At 64.7% G+C, this 21,766-nt stretch carries 12 protein-coding genes and 1 tRNA gene; 10 read left to right on the plus strand and 3 right to left on the minus strand.

All coding sequences use genetic code 11. From position 1 onward, the window contains the following. Positions 1 to 96 precede the first annotated feature (96 nt). A complete protein-coding gene (locus FIV42_RS08110) occupies positions 97 to 5,364 on the plus strand; it encodes an OmpA family protein (RefSeq protein ID WP_141197186.1) in 5,268 nt (1,755 codons plus the stop codon). 63 nt (positions 5,365 to 5,427) lie between these two features. On the opposite strand, the gene FIV42_RS30055 is transcribed toward FIV42_RS08110, so the two are convergent. After that, entirely contained in the window at positions 5,428 to 5,577 is a 150-nt protein-coding gene (locus FIV42_RS30055) for a hypothetical protein (protein WP_168210495.1), read from the minus strand. Between the two features lie 165 nt (positions 5,578 to 5,742). Between FIV42_RS30055 and FIV42_RS08115 the strand changes: the two genes are divergently transcribed. Next, the gene (locus FIV42_RS08115; protein ID WP_141197187.1) at positions 5,743 to 6,777 is read left to right on the plus strand and encodes a hypothetical protein; all 1,035 of its coding nucleotides are present in this window, start codon (positions 5,743 to 5,745) and stop codon (positions 6,775 to 6,777) included. A gap of 274 nt (positions 6,778 to 7,051) precedes the next feature. Here the strand turns inward: FIV42_RS08115 and FIV42_RS08125 are convergent, their stop codons facing one another. Continuing rightward, positions 7,052 to 8,839, minus strand: a complete 1,788-nt coding sequence (locus FIV42_RS08125) for an OmpA family protein (protein WP_168210496.1) — start codon at positions 8,837 to 8,839, stop codon at positions 7,052 to 7,054. Positions 8,840 to 8,958: 119 nt separating this feature from the next. On the opposite strand from FIV42_RS08125, the gene FIV42_RS08130 reads away from it, so the two are divergent. The 7 genes from FIV42_RS08130 to FIV42_RS08165 all read left to right on the plus strand — a co-directional run bounded on the left by FIV42_RS08130 (position 8,959) and on the right by FIV42_RS08165 (position 15,168). Further along, positions 8,959 to 9,032 (plus strand) — tRNA-Thr (locus FIV42_RS08130). A 127-nt stretch (positions 9,033 to 9,159) separates the two neighbouring features. Next, on the plus strand, positions 9,160 to 9,549 hold the full coding sequence (locus FIV42_RS08135; protein WP_141197189.1) for a TraR/DksA family transcriptional regulator: 390 nt from the start codon (positions 9,160 to 9,162) through the stop codon (positions 9,547 to 9,549). A 924-nt stretch (positions 9,550 to 10,473) separates the two neighbouring features. After that, positions 10,474 to 10,698: a hypothetical protein gene (locus FIV42_RS08145; protein ID WP_141197191.1), complete on the plus strand. Its 225-nt coding sequence runs from the start codon at positions 10,474 to 10,476 to the stop codon at positions 10,696 to 10,698. 87 nt (positions 10,699 to 10,785) lie between these two features. Next, complete coding sequence (locus tag FIV42_RS08150) at positions 10,786 to 11,337, plus strand: DUF6932 family protein (protein WP_141197192.1); 552 nt, start codon at positions 10,786 to 10,788, stop codon at positions 11,335 to 11,337. Continuing rightward, positions 11,327 to 12,295, plus strand: coding sequence for a hypothetical protein (locus FIV42_RS08155; protein WP_141197193.1), 969 nt, complete (start codon positions 11,327 to 11,329; stop codon positions 12,293 to 12,295). The genes FIV42_RS08150 and FIV42_RS08155 overlap by 11 nt, the downstream gene beginning before the upstream one ends. Before the next feature lie 440 nt (positions 12,296 to 12,735). Then, entirely contained in the window at positions 12,736 to 13,545 is an 810-nt protein-coding gene (locus FIV42_RS08160; RefSeq protein ID WP_141197194.1) for a DUF6261 family protein, read from the plus strand. 927 nt (positions 13,546 to 14,472) lie between these two features. Next, positions 14,473 to 15,168, plus strand: coding sequence for a hypothetical protein (locus FIV42_RS08165; protein ID WP_141197195.1), 696 nt, complete (start codon positions 14,473 to 14,475; stop codon positions 15,166 to 15,168). Here the strand turns inward: FIV42_RS08165 and FIV42_RS08170 are convergent. Further along, positions 15,080 to 20,272, minus strand: coding sequence for an EB domain-containing protein (locus FIV42_RS08170; RefSeq protein WP_141197196.1), 5,193 nt, complete (start codon positions 20,270 to 20,272; stop codon positions 15,080 to 15,082). The genes FIV42_RS08165 and FIV42_RS08170 overlap by 89 nt on opposite strands. 244 nt (positions 20,273 to 20,516) lie before the next feature. Between FIV42_RS08170 and FIV42_RS08175 the strand changes: the two genes are divergently transcribed. Next, positions 20,517 to 21,734: a helix-turn-helix transcriptional regulator gene (locus FIV42_RS08175; RefSeq protein WP_141197197.1), complete on the plus strand. Its 1,218-nt coding sequence runs from the start codon at positions 20,517 to 20,519 to the stop codon at positions 21,732 to 21,734. Positions 21,735 to 21,766: the final 32 nt, after the last annotated feature.

Below are 21,766 nucleotides of genomic sequence, written 5' to 3' on the forward strand. Positions count from 1 at the left end.
AGATTTAGGAGAAAGGCAGTGGTTTACTCCAGATTTGGGCGGCGGCACGCTTCGGCAAGTCGCGCTCTCGTTGTCAGTAGTATCGCATGCGCAGGTTTGTTACTGGGCTCATCGACCGCCGATGCACAGACCTTCCCCCCCGACAGTGACTGGGTCGAGGTCACGCAGAACGGCTCGCCGATCAACGAACCGATCGGCGATGCGAACGGCGAGCGTGACATCGTCAGCGATGCGAACAACCCGCCGGCGTACATCTACGCCGACGCGACGCACTACTATTTCCGGCTGCGCCTCGACGAGTCGCCGTTGACCAACTCGGGTACCTACCGGCCCTTCGGCTGGGCGGTCGAGTTCGACACCGACGGCAACCTCGACAACTACGAGTACTTGGCGATGCTCGACGGCATCGCCAACCCCGACGAGGTCAACCTCTGGAAGAACACCGTCCAGAGCAAGATCGGAGATCCGAGCGACTCGGCCGAAGTGCTCCTGGCCACCTACTCGATCACCACGCACGCCCGTGCGGTGCAGGCGAGTTCGAGTATTAACGGCACGCCCGACTGGTTCGCCGACTGGGCGATCAACAAGGCCGACCTTGCCGCCGAGGGGATCACCGACAGCACACAGCTGACGCTCATCTTCGGCAGCTCGAACAACGCACAATCGATCGCCGCCGACCTGATGGCCCCCAGCGGGGTGACCACGCTCAGCGGCGCGGCCAGCGACCCGGTGACCTGTGACGCCAACGGCTGCAGCACCGCCTGCATCGACAACGACGGTGACGGGCTGACCGATTGCGAGGAGGCTGGGCTGGGCACCAGCGACAGCGCGGTCGACACCGACGGCGACGGCATCGATGACTGGCTGGAGACCGACGGCGGCAGCGCCATCGACACCGACAGCGACGGCACCATCGACGCCCTCGACTCCGACTCGGACGACGACGGGCTGGCCGACTCGACCGAAGGCGCCACCGACACCGACGGCGATACCATCGGCGACTGGCGCGACACCGACGACGACGGCGACGGCATCCCGACCGCTGACGAAGTCACCGACTCGACCGCGCTGGGCGACAACGACGTCGACACCACCGGCGGAAGCAACTGGCTCGACACCGACGCCGACGGCGACGGCACCGACGACGGCACCGAAGGCCGCGGCGACGTCGACGGCGACGGCATCCCGAACTATCTCGACGCCGATGACACCGACGGTCCCGACGCCGATGCCGACGGCGACGGGCTGCTCAACTCGACCGAATCCAACTTGGGCACCGACCCGTACAACACCGACACCGACGGCGATGGCATCGACGATTTCGTCGAGACCGACGGCGGCAACCCCACCGACACCGACAGCGACGGCACCATCGACGCGCTGGACACCGACTCGGACGACGACGGGCTGACCGATTCGGCCGAAGGCACGAGCGACACCGACGGTGATACCATCGGCGACTGGCGAGACACCGACGACGACGGCGACGGCATCCCGACCGCCGACGAAGTCACCGACTCGACCGCGCTGGGCGACAACAACGTCGACACCACCGGCGGCGACAACTGGCTCGACACCGACGCCGACGGCGACGGCACCGACGACGGCACCGAAGGCCGCGGCGACGTCGACGGCGACGGCATCCCGAACTACCTCGACGCCGACGACACCGACGGTCCCCTGGCCGATCCGGACGGCGACGGCCTGACCAACGCCGAGGAGACGACCGCGGGCACCGACCCGAATAACCCGGACACCGACGGCGACGGACTCACCGACGGCGACGAGGTCAACAACCACAGCACCGACCCGAACGACACCGACACCGACGGCGACGGCCTGTCCGACGGCGACGAAGTCAACACTCACGGCACCGACCCGACCCTGACCGACACCGACAACGGCGGCGTCCCCGACGGCACCGAGGTCAACTCGGGCACCGATCCGCTCGACGGCAGCGACGACTCCACGCTCGTCGACTCCGACGGCGACGGCCTGACCGACGCCCAGGAGACGACGCTGGGTACCGATCCCAACAACGCCGATTCGGACGGCGACGGCATCGACGACTTCGTCGAGACCGACGGCGGCTCGGCCACCGACACCGACAACGACGGCACCATCGACGCCCTCGACGATGACTCGGACGGCGACGGCGTGCTCGACATCGACGAGATGTACGACACCGCCGACGAGGACATCGACGGCGACGGCACGCCCAACTGGCGCGACACCGACGATGACGACGACGGTATTTTGACCGCCGACGAACTCGACGACTCGACCACCCTGGGCGACCAGGACGTCGACGGCGACGGCTACGAGAACTACTTCGACACCGACGCCGACGGCGACGGCGCCGACGATACCACCGAAGGCCGCGGCGACGTCGACGGCGACGGCGCTCCGAACTACCTCGACGCCGACGACACCGACGGCCCCCTGGCCGACCCGGACGGCGACGGCCTGACCAACGAGGAAGAGACGACCGCGGGCACCGACCCGAACGTCTCGGACTCGGACGGCGACGGCTTGAGCGACGGCGAGGAAGTCAACGACCACAACACCGACCCGACGAACGCCGACAGCGACGGCGACGGCCTCAATGACGGCGAGGAAGTCAACGACCACGGCACTGACCCGAACGACGGCGACACCGACGACGGCGGCTTGTCCGACGGCGCCGAGGTCTCCAACGGAGGCGACCCGCTCGATCCCGAGGACGACAACGACGGCGTCGACAGCGACGGCGACGGCCTGACCGACGACGAAGAGGTCAACCTGGGCACCGACCCGAACGCCGGCGACACCGACGGTGACGGCATTCTGGACGGCAGCGAGCTCGACCTGGGTACCGACCCGACCCTCGAAGACACCGACGGCGACGGCGTGCTCGACGGCGACGAAGCCGACCTGGGCACCGACCCGACGATCGCCGACACCGACGGCGACGGCATCATCGACGGCGACGAGCGCGATCTGGGCACCGACCCGACCGTGTCGGACTCCGATGGTGACGGCATCGACGACAGCGTCGAGACCGACGGCGGCAACGCCGTCGACACCGACGGCGACGGCACCATCGACGCCCTCGACCTCGACAGCGACGGCGACACCATCCTCGACTCCGACGAGACGAGCGACGACGCCGACGGCGACGGCACCGGCAACTGGCGCGACCTCGACAGCGACGACGACGGCCTGAGCGACAGCGACGAGGCCGGCGACGACGACACCGAGACCGAGCCGGTCGACACCGACGAAGACGGCACCCCCGACTTCCTCGACACCGACTCGGACGACGACGGCGTGCTCGACATCGACGAGGGCACCGCCGACGACGACCTCGACGATATCCCCAACTACCTGGACCCGTCGGATGACTCCGACGACGTCTACTACAAGGTCGCCGGCGGCTGCTCGAACTCCGGCAATGGCGCCCCGGCGCCGACCGGTCTGATGGTCGTGCTCGCCCTGGGCGCAGGCCTGCTGTGGCGGCGCCGCCGCCAGGCCGCCCTCTTCGCCGCCACGCTCGTCGTGGCCGGCGGCGTGGGCTTGGCCGCCCAGCCCGTACACGCCCAGGAGTTCTCGACCTCCTTCCAGGCCGAGCACTTCGAGCCGATGTACTCCCAGCACACCAACACGCTGAACATCGCCCGCTCCGACGTGCTCCCCCACCTGGTCCCCTCGGCGAGCCTCTTTTTGCACTTCGCCGACGACCCGTTCACCCTCCACGAGGTGCGAAACGGCGAGGAGTCGCTGGCCAGCCGCGTCATCGACAGCCAGCTCAAGGCCGAGCTCGGCCTAGGGCTAGGCTTGTTCGACCGCGCCGAGATCGGCGTGGTGCTGCCCGTGGCCCTCTATCAGGGCAGCGACGGCGCCGCGCAACTCGACGGTCCGGCCGCCGTCGACAACTTCGGCCTGGCCGACCTGCGCGTCATCCCGAAGGTGCGCGTGCTCGACCCGGAGAGCTTCGCCGGCGTGGGCCTGTCGTTCATCGCGCCGCTGTATCTCCCGGTGGGAAACGACTCGGCTTTTTTGTCTGATGGCGCCGTGCGCTTCGAGCCGCGGCTGGCCTTCGACTACCGCGTCGACGGCGGCCTGATGGTCGTGGCCAACGCCGCCTACCAGATGCGCCCCGAGCGCGTGGCCGCCAACCACGTCTCCGAAGACGAGCTCCGCTGGGGCTTTGGCTTCGAGGCGCCCATCCGCGAAGAGTGGCTCACCGCCGTGGGCAGCGTCTTCGGCAGCTACACCCTGGCCGACGGCCGCAACCCCCAGGACCTGCAGGCGACCGCCGACAACGTCACCGGCCGCCCCCTCGAGCTTCTGGCCGGCCTCAAGGCCAACCTCGCCCACCTGGGCCTGCCCGAGGGCATGAGCGCCCAACTCGGCGGCGGCCCCGGCCTGAGCAGCGGCGTGGGCGCGCCCGACTTTCGCCTCTTCGCCTCGCTCGACTACGCGATGATGCCCAAGCCCGAGCCGGCAGGCCCCATCGACAGCGACAACGACGGGCTGGTCGACGCCGACGACCAGTGCCCCCAGCAGGCTGAAGACATCGACAACTTCGAAGACGGCGACGGCTGCCCTGATCTCGACAACGACAAGGACGGCATCGCCGACGTCGACGACGAGTGTGTCGACACCGCCGAAGACAAAGACGGCTTCGAGGACAAAAACGGCTGCCCCGATCTCGACAACGACGAAGACGGCATCGCCGACACCGAGGACAAATGTCCCGACACCGCCGGCCTGGCCGAAAAAGAGGGCTGCCCCGACAACGACCCCGACCGTGACGGCATCGCCAGCGCAGACGACCTGTGCCCCGAGATGCCCGAGGACAAAGACGGCTTCGAGGACGAGGACGGCTGCCCCGACACCGACAACGACAAAGACGGCATCGCCGACGCCGACGACAAGTGCCCCGGCGAGGCCGAGGTCATCAACGGCTTCGAAGACGAAGACGGCTGCCCCGACAAGGGTGAGTCGAAGGTCAAGGTGACCGACAAGAAGATCGAGATCCTCGACCGCGTCTACTTCGACACCGCCAAGGCCACGATCCAAAAGCGCAGCCACAACGTGCTCAACCAGGTCGCCTCCATCCTCAAGGCGCACCCCGAGATCACGCGCGTTCGGGTCGAAGGCCACACCGACAGCCGCGGCAAGGACGAGATGAACCAGGACCTGTCGCAGCGTCGCGCTGAAGCGGTCATGGGCTACCTCGTCGAGCGCGGCATCGACGCCGACCGACTCGTCGCCAAGGGCTTCGGTGAGACCAAGCCCATCCGCGACAACGACACGGCCGAAGGCCGCTCGAAGAACCGACGCGTCGAGTTCGTCATCGTCGAGCAGAAGCGCAACTAACGCGCAACTGCTCCACACACACCAAAGGCCCCGGCGGATTCCTCCGCCGGGGCCTTTTTGCGTCTACGTAGATTCACGGAAGATTTTGACGATATGGGTTCGGTGCCGGGGCATCTTGCCCTCGTCTTCTTTTCGGTGCCGGGGCATCTTGCCCTCGTCTTCTTTTCGGTGCCGGGGCACCTTGCCCTCGTCTTCTTTTCGGTGCGGGGGCATCTTGCCCTCGTCTGCGAGCGCTGGAAGTACTCGCACCGAAAGACGAAAGTCCTCCGTAATTGCACTCAGCTCTCCTGTAGTCCACCTGCTGGAAAAGCAATGGCGCGTTGGCTAATACTACACCTCACCCGCTATTTGACTCCCAACATCGACGAAGGGGGGCCTATGTGCCTGCATAAGTTCGTACTCGCCGAAAAGGCCATCATCATCACGACGCTCGCCCTCCTTTCGGTCGGCTTCGTCTCGTTGACCTCGAGCCCATCCCACGCCTGCTCGCCGCCGCAGTCAGGGTGGAGTTTGACCTCGGAGGGAGCCCATGTGTCCCAGCCGATTCCCACCGACGGCGTCGTCTCGGCACGCGCCTACTTCTGGGAAGTCAGCGCCACCGACAACCTCCCCAGCTTCGACGTGGTGGACAGTGGAGGCAACGCGGTGGAGGGAACAGTGACCGCCCTCGTCCTCTCGCCTTCGCAAAACGACCAACCTCCCGGGCAAAGCGGCGAGGCCATTCTCATCTGGAAGCCCGATGCGCAGCTCGCGCCCGAGACTTCTTATACGGTCACGATTCAGGCGACCCACCCCTACGACGAGGATCTGCGGACGATTGACGAGACGGCGACCTTCGAGACGACGTCCGGGCCCATGCCGCCCCTCGAGCCCGTCAGCTTGAGCGCCGGGATCAAAGTCACCGAAGTCACCGGCGACGTCGAGTGCTGCAAGGTCGAGACAAGCTGCGACTCGTGTGGCATTTGTAGCTCTGAGACCTGTTGGCCGCTCTCGTACGACTACCTTCCCACCGTCAGCGCCACGGTCAGCCTGCCCGACGACCAGAACGGCGCGCTCGTTTACTACGAGGTCCTCGCCAACGGTGAACGAACGAGGCTCGAGGATTCTCTCCGGCAGGGAGATGTCATCGACTCCACATTCGAGGCCGACGCGGATGGTCCTTTTTGTGTCGAGGTCGTCACGATCAGGTTGGTCGACGGCACGAGTGCCAGCAGTGGCAAGGAGTGCTTCGAGCGGTCGGATCTTCCTGACTTTCAACGACGCTCGCCCTCGGCATCGCGCCCGGCGCAATGCCTCGAGGAGGCAGACGGAGGATGTAGCACGAGCGGGACGACCGCGCGGCCGTTCCCGTGGGCTTTGCTCCTCGTCGTCGTCGCCGGCGTGCGCTTGGCTCGTCGCCAAGGGATTCGGTGAGACCAAGCCCATCCGCGACAACGACACGGCCGAAGGACACAAAAAAGCCCCGGCGGGCCAACCCGCCGGGGCTTTTTTGCGTTTGTCTTGCTCGGCTGCTGTCGTTGGTTGCAGTGAAACGACCGGCCACGGTCACGGCTACGGAGCATGACCGTGTTCGTGCCCGTGCTCCGTGCTCCGTGCTCCGTAGCCGTGCCCGTTCTCCGTGGCCGTAACCGTGATCGTGGCCGTGATCGTAACCGTGATCGTGCCCACGGCCGGTTCAGCGATTGCCCTATTCAGTACGCTCCGACGCCTCGCCGCCTGCGCGCTCGAGCACCTTGAACTCCACGCGGCGGTTCTGCGCACGTGCCTGGGGCAGCTCGCTGGCGATGATCGGCTCGGTGTCGCCGTAGCCCTTGGCGGCCAGGCGTTCGGCGGGGACGTTGGCGCCCTCGACCAAGAAGGTCTGGATCGCCTCGGCGCGCGCCTCGGCCAAGATCTGGTGCTCCTCTTCGGACATATTCTCCTGATCGGTGTGCGCGCCGATCTCGACCTTTTTGATGTCGGGGTTGGTGCGAATGATCAGGCCCACCTGCTGGAGCAGGTCGTAGGAATCCTTGTCGATGATCGCCTTGTCGGCCTCGAAGACGACCTTCTCGGTGAGCTTGATGCGGTCGCCGTCGAGCACCGCCTTCTGCTCCTCGGGCGGGCAGCCGTCGGTCGTCTGCAGGCCGGGCTCGTTGGGGCACTTGTCGTCGGCGTCGAGGATGCCGTCTTTGTCGTTGTCGGTGTCGGGACAACCGTCCTTGTCCTCGAAGCCGTCCTCGTCCTCGGGCTGCTCGGGGCACAGGTCGTTGGCGTCGACCACGCCGTCGTTGTCCGCGTCGGGGCCGCGCGCGCTGGGCGGCTCGGTGGGCATCGACGTCTCGCCGGCCTTGTCGGCCTCGGCGCCCTCTTCGCCCTTCGGTGCTTCTTCACCCTCGACCGGGCAGCCGTTATTGTCGGCCGGGCCCGGCGTCTGCGGGCACTGGTCCTCGATGTCGGCCACGCCGTCTTCGTCGTTGTCGGGGTCGGGGCAGCCGTCGGCGTCTTCGAAGCCGTCGATATCCTCGGCCTCACCTCGGCACTTGTCCTCGACGTCGCGCACGCCGTCCTGGTCGGAGTCGGTCTCCATGTAGGCGTAGCGAAGGCCCAAAAAGCCGCGAAACTCGGGAGCGCCCACGCCGCCGACGATGCCGCCGCCGGCGCCGGCCATGACCGAGAACCCGCTGCGGGTGACGACCTTGGCGCCCAGAAGCCCCTCGAGGGGCGTGACGTCGTCGCCGAAGAAATCGCCGAACTCGGTACGCCCGTACAGCTCACCGCCCACGAGCAAAAGGCCGTTCAAGAACTCCGCCTCGGCGCCCAGGCCGTACTCGAAGCGCTCCCCGATCTCGATGTTGCGCACCGAGCGGTCCTCCTGGATGCGCACACCCAGGTTGGCCGCCACGAGCACGTTCTCCCAGCGGTAGTCGACCACCGCCCCGGGGGCGACCTCGACGCTCGAGTCACCCACGAGCGACTCTTGGCGGCCGGTGGGCAACGTCACGTCGACCAAGCCGGTGACGCCGACCGGAAACTTCTCGCGCGACAAGATCATGACCTTGGGCCGCAGCGCCATGTCCCCGATGACCCCGCCCTCGACGTTGTCACTGAACTCGCTGTCGTTGACGAAGTAGATCGGAACCTCGAGGTCGAGCTGGGCGATGTCGAAAAAGCCCACACCCGCCAGCACGTGCATCGCCAGCTGCTGGTCGATGATCGCCACGTTCTCGCCGCCCGCATCGGGCTCGAGCACCAGCGGCTCGCTCGAGTAGTTCAAGAAGACCGACCCGGTCGGCTCCAGGTGACCCAGCGTGGGCGAGGTCTCGACCGTATAGATCGAATACGGCCCCACCGCCGGGCGGAACGTCTGCACGTCGAGCTGCAGCCCATCCTGAGCCGCCGCGCCCGCACTGAAGGCAGTCGCCAGAAGAAAGGCCAACCCGGCCAGCACCTTGTGCGAGGCCGATGACGAACGCGATTTCGGGCAAGCAATCATCATCACTCCTAATACGCGGAAATTTCCCCCTGCTTGATACACTTCTATATCTTGACAGGCAACCAAACCTTGCCTATAAACCGCTTCCCGTTTGGGCCGAAGGCCCTATTCGGGCACACGCCAACGTAGCTCAGTCTGGTAGAGCAGCTCACTCGTAATGAGCAGGTCACCGGTTCGAGTCCGGTCGTTGGCTCTTCTTGAAGGGCTGGATGGTTGCTCCTCCCGTCGCGGTTGCTGGCCAATTTCGGCCTCGCCCCGCTCGGTCCGGATCAACCACCCAGCCCTTCGATTTTTCTTGTACACTTTTTCGCGTGTGACCGATGGAACCGGAAGAACTCGAAGAATTACGCGAGAAGCTCATCGTTCGGCGCGACGAGTTGATCGGCGCAGGAGACGTCGAATTCGAGCCTGTCAAAAAGGACCCGAGCTCGAAGGTCGACGAAGACGAGGCGCCGCTCACCGAGATGAATCAGGTGATCGCGTCGCGGCGCAACAAGAATCGCAAGCTCGAACTCGAGCGAATCAACGTCGCGCTGCAACGGATCGCCAACAACCCGGATGAATTCGGCGAGTGTGCCGCGTGCGGCGAGATGATCCCGATCAAACGCCTCGAGCTGATGCCGTGGGCGCGCTACTGCGTCGCGTGCCAGGAGGAGCGGTCGGGCCCGCGCGGCCGTCGTCGTCGCCACCTCGCGGACTTCATCGATTGAGCAGGCGCGCAGCCAACCTGCCCGCTCCGCACGAGTTGCCAGCCGCCCCACCGGGCTCGCCCCGGCCCCTTCCCCCACGTTCCCTTCGGTCACATGGGGCTAAAGAGACCCCTCTCCGCTACGCTACGAGGGGTGGCGCTTCGGCTTGCGCCTCCGCTTATCAAAACGACTTGAGATTTGTGGGGAAGGATGAGGGTTTGCCCCGGTGGACGGAAAGCCTGACAGCTAGACCCACGCCTTGCACGAACTCCCCTCCGCCCCACCGGGCTTGCCCCGGTGGACGGAAAGCCTGACAGCTAGACCCGCGCCTTGCACGAATCCCCCTCCGCCCCACCGGGCTTGCCCCGGTGGACGGCAAGCCTGACAGCTAGCCCCACGCCCCTCCCCTCTCAGGCGGCGCGCAGCGCCGCGGAAGACATTGAGCAATGCGTTGAGGAGGTCAACGGGGTGGAAGACCTCGTCATCCTGAAAGGACGTGTCCCCGCTCAATTATGCGGGCTCCTACAAATGGGCGAGCTCGCTGGCCTCGAGGTCGGCTTCCCTCGGCGCGGCCTGGTCGGGTGCGTCGTCGGGGAGCGTGGTTCCCGGTCGTTAGCGGGTACGGTCGCTCGTGTGAGTGCGCTGCCCATCGACGGACACGCGATGAACAACGCCATTGACCAAGCGGCCGACGAGCTCGGCGTGCCGAATGTTCTGGAGTACGTCGAGCGATTCCGTCGTGCTCGAGAAAAGTGGGTCCGACGGCTCGAAACGCAAGGTGAACCTCCAAAAGTCTGCACTCGGCTCGAATAGAGCAAGCCCTCCCCAACGGCACTCTCGCCGCGATTCTTCAGAAAGTACGCAACAAATCGGGCGCTTCTGCCGAAAACGATAGTGAGGGGTGAGAGACATCCTTACCTTATCCTGACACCTATGGAGGCAAATATGCTGGAGCAGATACTGGAACGCCTGACGCCCGACCCGAAAGTCGCCGTCGCGTGCGCCTTGGAGCGCGTCGACGATCTCACGCTGGAGCAGTGCCGGCTCGAGCTCTACTGGATGGAGCGCTGGCAGGAGGTGGGGCGGCTGAACCGTACGACCGGGCCGCGGGTGATGGCGAAGCTGAAGGATCGGATTACTGTGAGATGCAAGCGCAAGCCTGCTGCATAGCATCGAAATTTTCTGTACAGTTCGGATTGTACTGATACATATTCAGGCCTGACATTGTAACTGCCCACTTGTTTTTATGGGGGTGAGATGAAGACGTGCAAGTACGACACCTTCTCCGAGGCCATACAGGCATCTGATGGTGAGCTTCCTGAATTCGATGGGAACGGCAATCTCCCACCAGGAGACTATCGCCCCACAGAAGGTGAGCTTAGAAGTCGTTTTGCTGAGTGGCACACGCTCAGCACTCGGCCGGAGGTTTATCGAGTGTGGAGAATTCGGCGACGGGACTTGGTTGGGGCTGGATGCCCCAAGGACGCTGCCTTACTAGTGAACGGGAGCTTCACCACTGAGAAATCACATCCTGAAGACGTGGACTTCTGTGTGGAGGTTGAAGTCCCAGGAATGGACGGGTCATCGCTGAGTTCAGTGAAGGATATCATTGACCTGCTTCCCGGTAACAAGAAGGACCACAAGCGGATTCATGCCTTTCCGGTGTACGTTCTCCCTGAGGATCACCCCATGTACCAAGCCGTTACTGTCGAGGGTATGAGATATTGGCTAAAATGGTTTGGCAGGGACCGTAGCAGCAACCCCAAGGGTCGTGTTTGGGCGACCATAGGAGGGCACCGTGACAAGTAACAACCATCTTGAACCCAGGCCTGCTCACGTTGTCCGGGAGGAGATTGGAGATCTTGAGGCATATCTTCACGGCATACCTGAAGGCATTCGCTCATCTGGGGCTTTTGCTGCGTATGAGAGCAGGCTCAAAGGCCTGAAGGACGAACTCTACTGGTCTGAACTGGGGGCTGAGGCTGAGAAACGAAATGAGTCCTTGATGGACCTGCGTCTCCACAACAGTCGAGATGTTGCAACAGTTCCCCCAACAATGCTCGGTGAGTTGCTCAAGAAGTGGCAACGCTTTTACGACGCGCTAGGGCAATCAGCCAAAGGTGAGGCGACGCCTCGCGGCTTTATCGCGAGAGACATCACCAAGCAAACTCAACTTGGTGTTCTTGCAACGCCTCCCGGATCTTTCGTGGTACGAATGGTGCTGCAACCTGAGCAACAGGCAATCGATCCATCTGAATCATTGGCTTTCAGGGCATACGGACTCCTTCAAGGGCTTGCGGCCGTTGGCGATGATTCTGCTCAGCTTCGAGCCGAATACCAAAAGGTCCAGGCACGTGTTGCCTCACACTACGTTGACATCCTTCAACTGCTCGACGGTGAGCACCTTGATGTGGATGTGAACCTGGCCACGCCAGGTGGAGCAGTTGGGTTTGAGCATACTGGAATCAGCCATTCTTGGGCTGCATCAGCACAATCTGCCTTCACGGATTCAATCGAGTTTGAGGAAAACGAACTTGCACTCGTGGGTCTCTTAAGTGGCGCAAACCTTCGAAGGCTCACATTCGAGTTGGATCTTGGACAAGATGACGCAATCAAAGGCGACATCTTCCCAGACCTACAAACACGAGTTGATGGTGCTGTAATCGGTGCCAGATATAAGGCTATCGTAAGAGAGCGCGTTGAATTCGATAAAATGCAGGGGCGGCCGAATATATCGTATGTGTTGATCGGCTTGGAGCCTGACTAAAAGAAGTGAGGCGACGTGCAAAGCTCCCCAATGGGTGCAAAGCGAGGTGCAAAGTGAAGTCTGTCTGACCCTGTGTCGGGACTGGCTTCGATAGCTCAAACGCCACCCGAGCGCCGCGTAAATCCACAGCAGGAGAGAACCTCGCTCCCACCTAACGAGCAGGTCACCGGCTCAAATCCGGTCGTTGACTCTCTCGCACATCCTCCCCCCTTGACCCCCCTCACCCGTCCGGCTACAGTCGCCCTTACGCAACAACATCACCCGCGGGGAATAGCAGCGTGTGGCCCTCCTCGCGGACGCTGGGCTAGGCCACGCAGTTCGCGCCGCGGAGGTGTCCCGCCACCACGAGGGGATGGGCGTTGAGAGGACAGCCGAGCTATTGGACCGCCACGTAACCTGAATCACTGTCGCCAAGACAGAACTGTAAGGAGAGTGACTCCATGGCTATCAAACGCACCCTTGGCTATCGCAAAAGTAGTGTCGGGAGCCGCGAATTCGTGCTCAAGAAGACCCGTCCCATCGCCGAGGACCTGGGCAACGAGCGTCTGGTCGAAAAGATCGACCTCGGCCTCGACAAATACCGCACCGCCGCGACCCTGCGGCTCAAGTACCTGATGCAGCGCGACACCAACCGCAGCGCGCGCAACGAGGCGGTCAAGCTCGACGTCGACGTCGACAACACCGTCAGCGACCTGTTCGGCCTCATCGAGCTGCACGCCAACCGCCGTCGCGAAAGCGACAAGAAGAAGGCCGCCCAACGTATCATGAAACGCGTCTTCCCCTCCGGCGGCGTCTTTCCCATCACCTCGAGCCAGTACGACGAAGAGCACGCGCTCATCAACACCCTCGTCGACGAGCTCGAGCAGAACTTCGCCGACGAGATCGACCTGCTCGACGCGCGCGACCTGCTCGAAGACCTCGAAACGGTCAACGCCGAGTTCGGCAAGGCGCTCGACATCATCGACCGCGACGTCGTCACCTACGCCGAGTTGCAGGCGCAGATCGAAGACGCCGAGGACGCCTTCAACAAGGTGATGCTCATCATCCACGCCGACTACTGCGACGACGACGCCACGCGCCAAAAGCTGCTCGAGGCCGCCGAGGCGCAGGACGCACGCACCGCCGCCTACTACAGGCGACGCGGCGTTCCCCCGGAGGTCGACCCGGATACCGGCGAGCCCATCGAGGACGTCGACACCGACCCGGTCGTCGACGAAGACGTCGACGTCGACGAGCCGGTGACCAACTAACCCGACGCACCACAAACTTAACAACAACAAGCCGCACCATTTGGCCGACGCGACCCGGGTCCTCCGCCCCTGTCGCGTCGGCCAAATTCATTTTTGAGAGGGTTATCACAACCCTCCGACGCCCCTCGAAGCACGATCTCCCCCCATTCGCATAACATGTAAGCGACCTTCAAAATCGCTCGCCGACACATTCGATCAATATGTAAGCGAGTCGTAGAATTGCTCGCCGTAGGATTGCGATAACGTGAAGCCGACCTCCAAGGCGGCTCACTCGAGCATTCCCCCAACCCTCACCGCTCTGATCTGTCGCGAGCCCGCAGGATGCGATCAATCCTCGCCCCAGCCTTCCACCCCCTTACCGACCCATTCGTGCACCCCTGCGCCGAGCCTCGCCGAGCCAACCGCGCCCCTTGCATCAACCCCACACCGAGCTTTCGAGCGACTGACGATCACGTTATCGCAACCTCACGACGAGCAATTCCGCAACTCGCCGACCCATTGCGACAACCCCACATCGAGCAATTTTTCGCCGCCGCGAGCCCTGCGCCCACCCTCGCGCGACGCATCCACCCCGCCGTCGAGCCCTGCTGCAATGGTCGACGAGGGGGTCGAGGCCCTGGGCGAGGGTTCGGGGGCAGGCGCACGGCAGGAGCGCCGCAGGGCGGCCCGACCACCTGTCGAGCGTCGACCCCTTGTCCCCCAACCTCCCTACGCTTGCGCTCCGGTCGGATGCGGCTACAGAGGCCTCCCTCGGCTACGCCTCGTCCGGCGCGCTTCGCCTCCGGCTCGCTTATCGGGTGGGCTTACGAGTGTCCGTTAAACCAGAGCAACGTCACACTTCGGTGTCACCCCACTAGCGAGCACCGCCGCAAACATGCAACATGCCTCGCGTTCGTTCCCGCGTTTGTCCTTGGGGGGTAGTCGCTCATGTCTGCACGTCCACGTCTCCACCATCGAAGTATCCACCACACCATGTGCCAGGTCTCGCCTGGTCTCGGCCAAGCCATCCTCGCCGCGCTCGTCTGCATGATGTTTGCCGGTTGCAGAACCGTCACGCCCAGGCAGGTCGCGTTCTCGCCGAATCACGCCGAAGTCACCGATCCCTACACGACCACCGAGGTCCGGGAGGCGAAGGCCTGCCGGTCGACGCTGCTGTACATCTTCGGCAGCGGTGATGCCTCGTTGAGGCAGGCGATGGACCAGCTCCCGGAGTCGAGCGCGGCGATGCGCCTGGCTGTCGTCACGGTCGACGTCGAGTACACGAACCTCCTGCTGGCTGCGGAGTCGTGCACGCTAGTCACGGCGACGTATGTGGTCGGCGGGCGCGCGGCGGCTGGCGCCCCAGATCTCTTCGCGGATGTGGCCGACGAGGGCGCTGCAGAGGACGATGCGATGGCGCCACCGCCACCGCCTGGCGAAGAAGCTCCTGCTGACGAGGCGCACGTCCCGGAGGTCGAGCAGCCCCCTGAGCAGCGATGGCTCGGCTCGGTCGAGGACATCTATGAAGCGCGCCAGGAGCCTCGCTGCGCGTGGCTCACCGACTCGCCACCGTTAGGTAGTCGAAGCGCAGCAGGATGTCGTCGACTTTGTCGAAGAGCAGCCCCTCGCTGCCGTCGCGGCTGATGAACTGGGCATCGATGAACAGAGCGTAGTCGCCGTACAGTCCGCGGGTGGCGAGCTCGGTGGAGGCGCCGGCGGAGTCCTGCAGGCTCTCCAAGGTATTGTGGTCGGTGCCCACCGATGCTTGGATGCGCGCCCGGCTGTACGCCTCCACGCCGTTGGCGGCGTTGTCGGTGCCGTCGAGTTTTCCGACGCCTGGCACGCGGAACAGGTTTCGGCTGGGCCGCACGCTCGAGTACTGGAAGCCGGCCTGGTCGGAGCACCACTGGCTGTAGAAGGTGTTTCGCTGCAGCAGGTCGAGGCGCATCGTCCCGCGGGCGCCATTGTAGGCTTGCTCGCCCACCACGCCGGCGTCGAGCGACCAGAGACGCTCGGCGCAGTCGGTGCGCGAGTAGATGGGCACGCCGCCGCCTTCGACGTCGAGCGCTTCGAGGGGGGCGAGCTCGAAGGGGATGCGCTGGCCCAGGTAGCGGCCGTCTTCGTCATAGGTGGCGTAGCGCTCGCTGCTGAGCAGCGTGCGGAAGCGCTCGACGGCCGACAGGGGACGCATCGACTCGGGCCAAGCACTCTCGTCGCCCAGCCGCAAGATGTCGTCGCGCAGGCTGACCACCACGGTCAACTCGTTGGGCGCGTTGCCCCCGATCTTGCGGGTGCCCGCAGTGTCCCACAGATCGCTGAGCACGTTGCGCAGGTCTCGGGGAAGCTTGGCTTCCAAGACGTCTTGTCGCTGCGAGAGGCTCTGTTGGTACTCGTACTCGACCGCGCGCACCGCCAGGTAAGTGGCCCGCCGGGCGAGCTTGAAGTCGCGCACGTACTGCTCGACCTCGGCGCGGCCCCATTGGTCGCCTGCCGGGTCATGCTCGGCGGAGTCGTCGATGTCGGCGAAGTACGCGTAGGCCTCGGTGTGAACGGCCTGGGCCTCGGCGATGCGCTCGTCGAGCTCGCCCTGGGCGCGCTCGAGGTCGAAGGCGGCTCGCTCCAGATCCATCACCGCCGTGGTCATCCCCACCAGCTCCTGCTTGGCCTCGATGAAGCAACGCTCGAGTTCGCCGTCTTCTTCGAGGGTGGCGACCCGGTCGTCATGGCGCTGCTGGGCGTTTTGCATCTCCTCTTCGAGCGCCGACGAGGAGATATTGGCGGCCGCCTCGGCGGCGGCGGCGCCGCAGGCGACGCCGCTGGCCGCCGCCGAAGCGCCCGCGCCCAAGACTCCCTTATCCGAGCCGGCCAAGGTGGCCGCACAGTCTTTGATGGCCGCGGCGCCATGGGCGATGCTGTCGGCGACGAGCTGGCGGCGACGCAGGTCCTTCATCTCTCTGAGATGCGAGTCACGGGCGTCCTGGAGCGCCTCATTGGTCTCCTCGAGGCTAAAGCACGACTCCATCTCGATATCATAAGCCTCGCGGTGTTCCACGATGGCCTGACGGGCCGAGTCGACGTCCGAAGCGGCCGCGACCACATCGAGGTAGGCCTCTCCAATCGAGCCCTGCACGCAGCCGGGTACCTCGAGCGGATTGTCCGGACGGGGGACGCTGACGCGCATGCTCGGATGGTGGGTGACGCAGACGACTTGCGCCCGCTGCAAGTTTCGGCTGGGCTCGGCGGACGACCCGTCGTCGCGGGCTTTGTCCATGGCGGCCAGCTCCAAACTGGTCGAGCCGAGTTGCACCTCAGCGACACTTCCTTTCCAGTCACAGCGCAGACACTGCGCCTGCGGATCGGCTCCGCAGGCGCCGATGGAGACGGCGCCATTGTCGGGCATCGCGTCGGTGTAGCACTCGGCGGCGAAGTCGCGCATCGCCTCGGAGGCAAAACCGACATCCTCGGCTAACGTGGCCGCGGTGACCTCATTGTGCATACACAGCCGTCCCAGGATGTCCTCCTCTCGCCAATTGTCGAAGTAAGCGTTGTTGTCGATCGTACACTCCGGCTTGTCGATCAGCGCGCACGAAGAGGCGACAAAGTCGGGATCGTCGATCGGGTCGTAAGACGGGTCGTCCGTGGTGATGTGTGGCCCGCAGAAATCGAAGAGTTCGTCGCTATACTTCATCCGAAGCTCGTTTGCCCACTGGTTCAGACGCTCTTGGCGGATTTGGCGGTCGGCGGCAGCAGCGTAAATCTCTTCGGCGGCCACCAGTGAAGCTTCGGCCTGGTCGATCGCTTTGGAGGTCCAGCCGTCGGCGGTGTCTCGTCGACCGGCGATATATTCGGTGATCGCCGAGAAGCGGTCGGCAATGCCGTCGGCGTCGTCCGCCACGAAGTACAGTGGAAGGTCGGTATCGGCGATGTCCAGCGGATTGGCGCCGGCGTTGACGGCGCGCACATAGTCGAGCGACTCGGCGACGTTTGCGCGTGCCTGGGCGAGCTTGGAATCATAGGCGTCCTTCCAAGCGGGCGTCGATGGGGCAGCGAGCGCGCGCTGGTGGATGTCGGCGGCCATCGTTTGGGCGAGGAGCATCCGGGGCATCCACTCGGCGAGCGCGTCGGGCGTCTGGCGGGCCGGGTCGTTGGTAGGGCCCTCCATCTCGGCGTAGCGCTCCAGCAGGTCGGCTTGTCGCGTCAGGGTCTCGAAGATCACCGGAGCGAGGGACTGCTTTTGCTCGTCGGTCGGATCTCCGGTCTGACCAAAGCGGTGCAGCCGATAATCGGGGTCGACCAGCGCCTCGACGGGCATCTGCAGCACTGAATTCGCCACGTGGGGGGTCACGAAGATGTCCCAGCCGCGGGTGCTCTTTTGGACCATCTCCTCGACCGTGGGCGGGATACGGTCGCTGGCGGTGGTGTTCAGCCCCTCGCGGAAGTACTCGGACATCTGGGCGACCTGGTCGGTCTCACCGGCCAAGAAGCCGTGCAACTCCAACCAGCGCACCAGCAGGCGTTGGGTGTAGGCCGAGGCCCGCGTCTGTTCGTTAGCTTCGAGCGGAGTCGCTCCCGGGCGAAGGGTGCGGCCTTGAGCGCCAATGGCCGCCAGCATACGCCCGACGTCGACGCACTCGGCACCGGCGTCGAAGATCGCGTCGGGGCTGCCGGGCGCCGGGGGCTGCAGCTCGAGCATGTCGAGTTCGGCCGGGCATTTCTGCAGCACCTCGCTCGCGGTCATTTGGGAGGCGGCTCGGTCGAGCGCGATGCCGGCGCTCAGAGCGCTGTCGGCGCACTCGAGGTCGTCCACCTCGGCGAGCTTGCTTTCGGCGAAGTCCCAGCCTGGGTAGGCGGCCGGATTGGTCGAGGTCGCGCGGATGCACGAAATCGACTCGCCGCAATAGGCCGGAGCGCTTGGGAGTTCACACAACTTGGTGACCGTCATCGACACATCGATGGGGTCGGGCCCGGTCCCATAAGAAGAAGAAGTCTCCTGGTGGCGTAGCCATGCCCTCATGGAGAACGAATGATCGAAGTTGACCGACTTGATCTGACAGCCGGTCTTCGCCGCCAGATCATTGCAGAAGTCGATATTCGCAGTGGCCGAAACCTCCTCACCGGTAAAGTGGGTGGTCGCGGTGTAGTCTTGAAATCCGCACGCCATGCCATCGGACATCGAGGGATGTGCGTACTGCGACCAAGGAGGCTGGGCCTGAAAATCCTCAACATTCAACCACTCATTCGGATCGTTAGGCCCAACGACATCTTGCATTTGGTCGTATACCGCGGTGAACTCTGCAGTCTGTGGGTAGGTGTTGGCGTGTTCTGCTGAAGGCTTGTCCTCCTGGACCATCCAGTAGCCGGAGAGCGCCTGGTGCATCGCGCGGCGCTCGGATTCGCTCCAGCCGCACAGATTGGCGTCCATGCCCCCGTGGTTGAAGGTGTGCGTCAACGAGGTGACGCTCGGCGGGGTGGCTCCGGCAAACGCGTGCTCCCAGGGCGATGCGGCGGCCAGGCGCTGGGCAGCGTCGTAGCCAAGCTCTGCGGGCAGATGGCTGCGATCGGGGACCGCCGCGGTGGTGTCCGCGCTGCGCTGAAGGTCGACCGCCCACTCGACCGTCGGCGCCACCGTCGTGCCGTGGCCCAGATAGCTCTGGGTGATCGCCAGGCTCAACGTGCGCGGTGCGAGCCGCGAGCGAAGCTTCGCCTCGACGGTCTCGGCGACCAGCTTGTGGTCGCGTCCGGCGACCGTGGTTTCGATGAACGGGTGGGTCTGGAAATCAGCCTGTCCGTCGACCAATCCGTCGGTATCGTCGTCCTGCTCCAAGGTGAGCGTCCCGATAAATTGCTCGGCGCTGGTCAGCGCGCCGGTGGGGTCGTCGATGGCGATGACAACCTCGCCGGCGTCGTCCCACACCGTCGCCTGCACGCTCATCTCGGTGGGCAGTTGCGCTTCGGGCAGGTTGGCGAGGTCCGCGTCGGTCCCCGCGCCCACAAGCCGCATCGTGCCGGTGTAGCGCCCGGCGATGCTCACCGGATCGGTGTTACCCGCCTCGCCGTCGAGTTGGTCGAGCCGCGGCACCACCGCGGTCTCAGTGTTGGCGGGGCCGTGGACGGTCACCGTGGGCACGTCGTCGGAGGGGTCCTCCCCGGCCGTGCGCCGCACGACTAATTCGGCGGCGGCACCGGCGGCGAGCGGGCCCAACATGCAGCTTTCGCTAAAGTCGGTCTGGTCGGGGCATTTAATCTGTAAGCCCGCGCTGACCGTGGCCCGCGCCCGGTCGACGGCGCGCTCCTCGACACGGATCACAAGCCTCTCTTCTCGGCCCTCCTCGAGGAGCAGCCGGCGCTGGTCCAGCGCGATACGCCCTTTGTCGGCTTGCTGGCGCGGAAGCGGCACGAGCCCTGTGGCTGCGGTGTCGCGGCAACGTCCGAACTCGTCACAGACCTCGCCGTCCTGGCAGTCGGCCGCCTCGCTGCAGTCGGCGATGCAGCGGCCGAGATCGCAATAGGTGCCGCACGGGCAGTGGTCGTCGATCTGGCAACGGTTCTCTTGGGCGACCAATTCGGGGTCGGGCGTGCACTGTTGACTGACGATGTCCGTGTCTGACTCGGAGTCGGTCGTGGGACCGGCGTCGGCGTCCCCGCCCGCATCGGACAGCGGCTTGTTCCCGGAGCCGGGGTCGCCGCCACAGCCAAAAAAGGTCAGCATAATCACGAGCGCCCAAAGTGAGCGATGAATGCGATGCATCGTCGTACCCTCGAAAACAAGTTGGGGGGGGGCGGGTTCCAGCCGCAGAGTATATGGCCGCGGACAGATGCTGTCTTTGTCTTGAGACGCCAATCTCTTTCCCATTTACGCCAGATTGGCTATCGATGCCTGTTTGGCTTGCGATGTCTGTTTGGCTACGGATGCCGGTTTGGCTTGCGATGTGCCTCGACATTGTTATCCTCGCCACCGACAACTCATTATTCAGAGAAATTGGAGTACTGCTGTGGGGTTGAGTGCAACTGAGTGGCGAGACATCGCGACTCTCTGGCGAGAAGTGACCGAGATTCCGAGCTACGAGTTCGAGCGCGCGCGGCGACGTGCTTCCGCCGGTCTGATGTCGCTGGTGGGGGGCTCGCACGTGTTGATGGTGATTCAGCAACGCATCGCGCCCGAGAGCGCGCCATTGAGCGGTTTCGCGCCGGTCTTCTCCCAGGACTTCGGGCCCGATCTCGAAGCCCGCCAGCGGATCCTGCAACAATGGCAGGCTCACGAGCCCGAGACCGCCCTGGCCACCGACCCCGTTTTCCAACGCCTCGCCGCCGGTATCGGCGAGCTTCGCACGGTGCGCCACCGGGGAGATATCGACACCGAGGAGTGGGCGCAGTCTGCCGTTCGCCGGCTGCTCGAGCAGCTCTCGCTCGAGGACCGCGTCAACGTCGTGGTGCCCCTCGGCGAAGACATCGAGGTCTCGTACTGCATCGATCGCCCGCAGGGTGCGCCGATCTTTAGCGAAGCCGACAGCGAGCTGCTGCTCGCCGCAATCGAGGGGCTCCGCCCGCTGACCGCCCGGTTTGTGCGCCGCTACGGCTTCATGCCCGGCCAGCACAGCCTCGACCTGGTCGAGCAACGAGCCGTCGAGCACCTGATCGGCCCGCAGTCCCTCGACGAGATTGCCCCAACCCTCGACCTCCCCCCGGCGAAGCTCGCCGAGGTCGCCGACCAGATCTACCAGAAGTTGGGCGTGGGTGACCGCGTCGGGCTGATGAGTATGTGGATGGAAGGAGCCGAGCCTCTAGACCCTCGCGAGGCGCACCTGAAGCAGCCCCGCAGCTCCGTCCCCAGCTCACAGGACATCCCCAGCCCACAGGAGGAGGGGCCGCTGGTCACCCGCGTACGCGACGCCATCGACCAAGGCATGCAAATCGGCGAGTTCGAGATCGACCAGGTCGCCCGCCACCTCGGCCTCAGCGTGCGCGGCCTACAGCGCGATCTGGGCGAAGCCGACACCTCCTACCGCGATCTCGTCGAAGCCGCCCGCCAGTCCCGCGCCGAGGTCCTCTTGACCCGCCCGTGGCTGACCTTTTCGGACATCGCCCAAAAACTGGGCTACACGCAGGTGTCGAGCTTCAACCGCGCGGTCAAGCGCTGGACGGGAAAGACCCCCAGCGAGCTTCGCCAGGAGTTTCTCGCCGAGGAGTCGCGCGACCGAGCGTCCGATTGAGTTGTCGACTCACGCCCACTCGGCGCAAGTAG

The sequence above is a fragment of the Persicimonas caeni genome, assembly GCF_006517175.1.
Taxonomy (GTDB): domain Bacteria; phylum Myxococcota_A; class Bradymonadia; order Bradymonadales; family Bradymonadaceae; genus Persicimonas; species Persicimonas caeni.

Coding starts and splice junctions, on each gene's coding strand:
- FIV42_RS30055 (WP_168210495.1), bottom strand. CDS start 5,577: ATGCCCCCGCACCGAAAAGAAGACGAGGGCAAGGTGCCCCGGCACCGA.
- FIV42_RS08115 (WP_141197187.1), top strand. CDS start 5,743: ATGTGCCTGCATAAGTTCGTACTCGCCGAAAAGGCCATCATCATCACG.
- FIV42_RS08125 (WP_168210496.1), bottom strand. CDS start 8,839: ATGATTGCTTGCCCGAAATCGCGTTCGTCATCGGCCTCGCACAAGGTG.
- FIV42_RS08135 (WP_141197189.1), top strand. CDS start 9,160: ATGGAACCGGAAGAACTCGAAGAATTACGCGAGAAGCTCATCGTTCGG.
- FIV42_RS08145 (WP_141197191.1), top strand. CDS start 10,474: ATGCTGGAGCAGATACTGGAACGCCTGACGCCCGACCCGAAAGTCGCC.
- FIV42_RS08150 (WP_141197192.1), top strand. CDS start 10,786: ATGAAGACGTGCAAGTACGACACCTTCTCCGAGGCCATACAGGCATCT.
- FIV42_RS08160 (WP_141197194.1), top strand. CDS start 12,736: ATGGCTATCAAACGCACCCTTGGCTATCGCAAAAGTAGTGTCGGGAGC.
- FIV42_RS08165 (WP_141197195.1), top strand. CDS start 14,473: ATGTCTGCACGTCCACGTCTCCACCATCGAAGTATCCACCACACCATG.
- FIV42_RS08170 (WP_141197196.1), bottom strand. CDS start 20,272: ATGCATCGCATTCATCGCTCACTTTGGGCGCTCGTGATTATGCTGACC.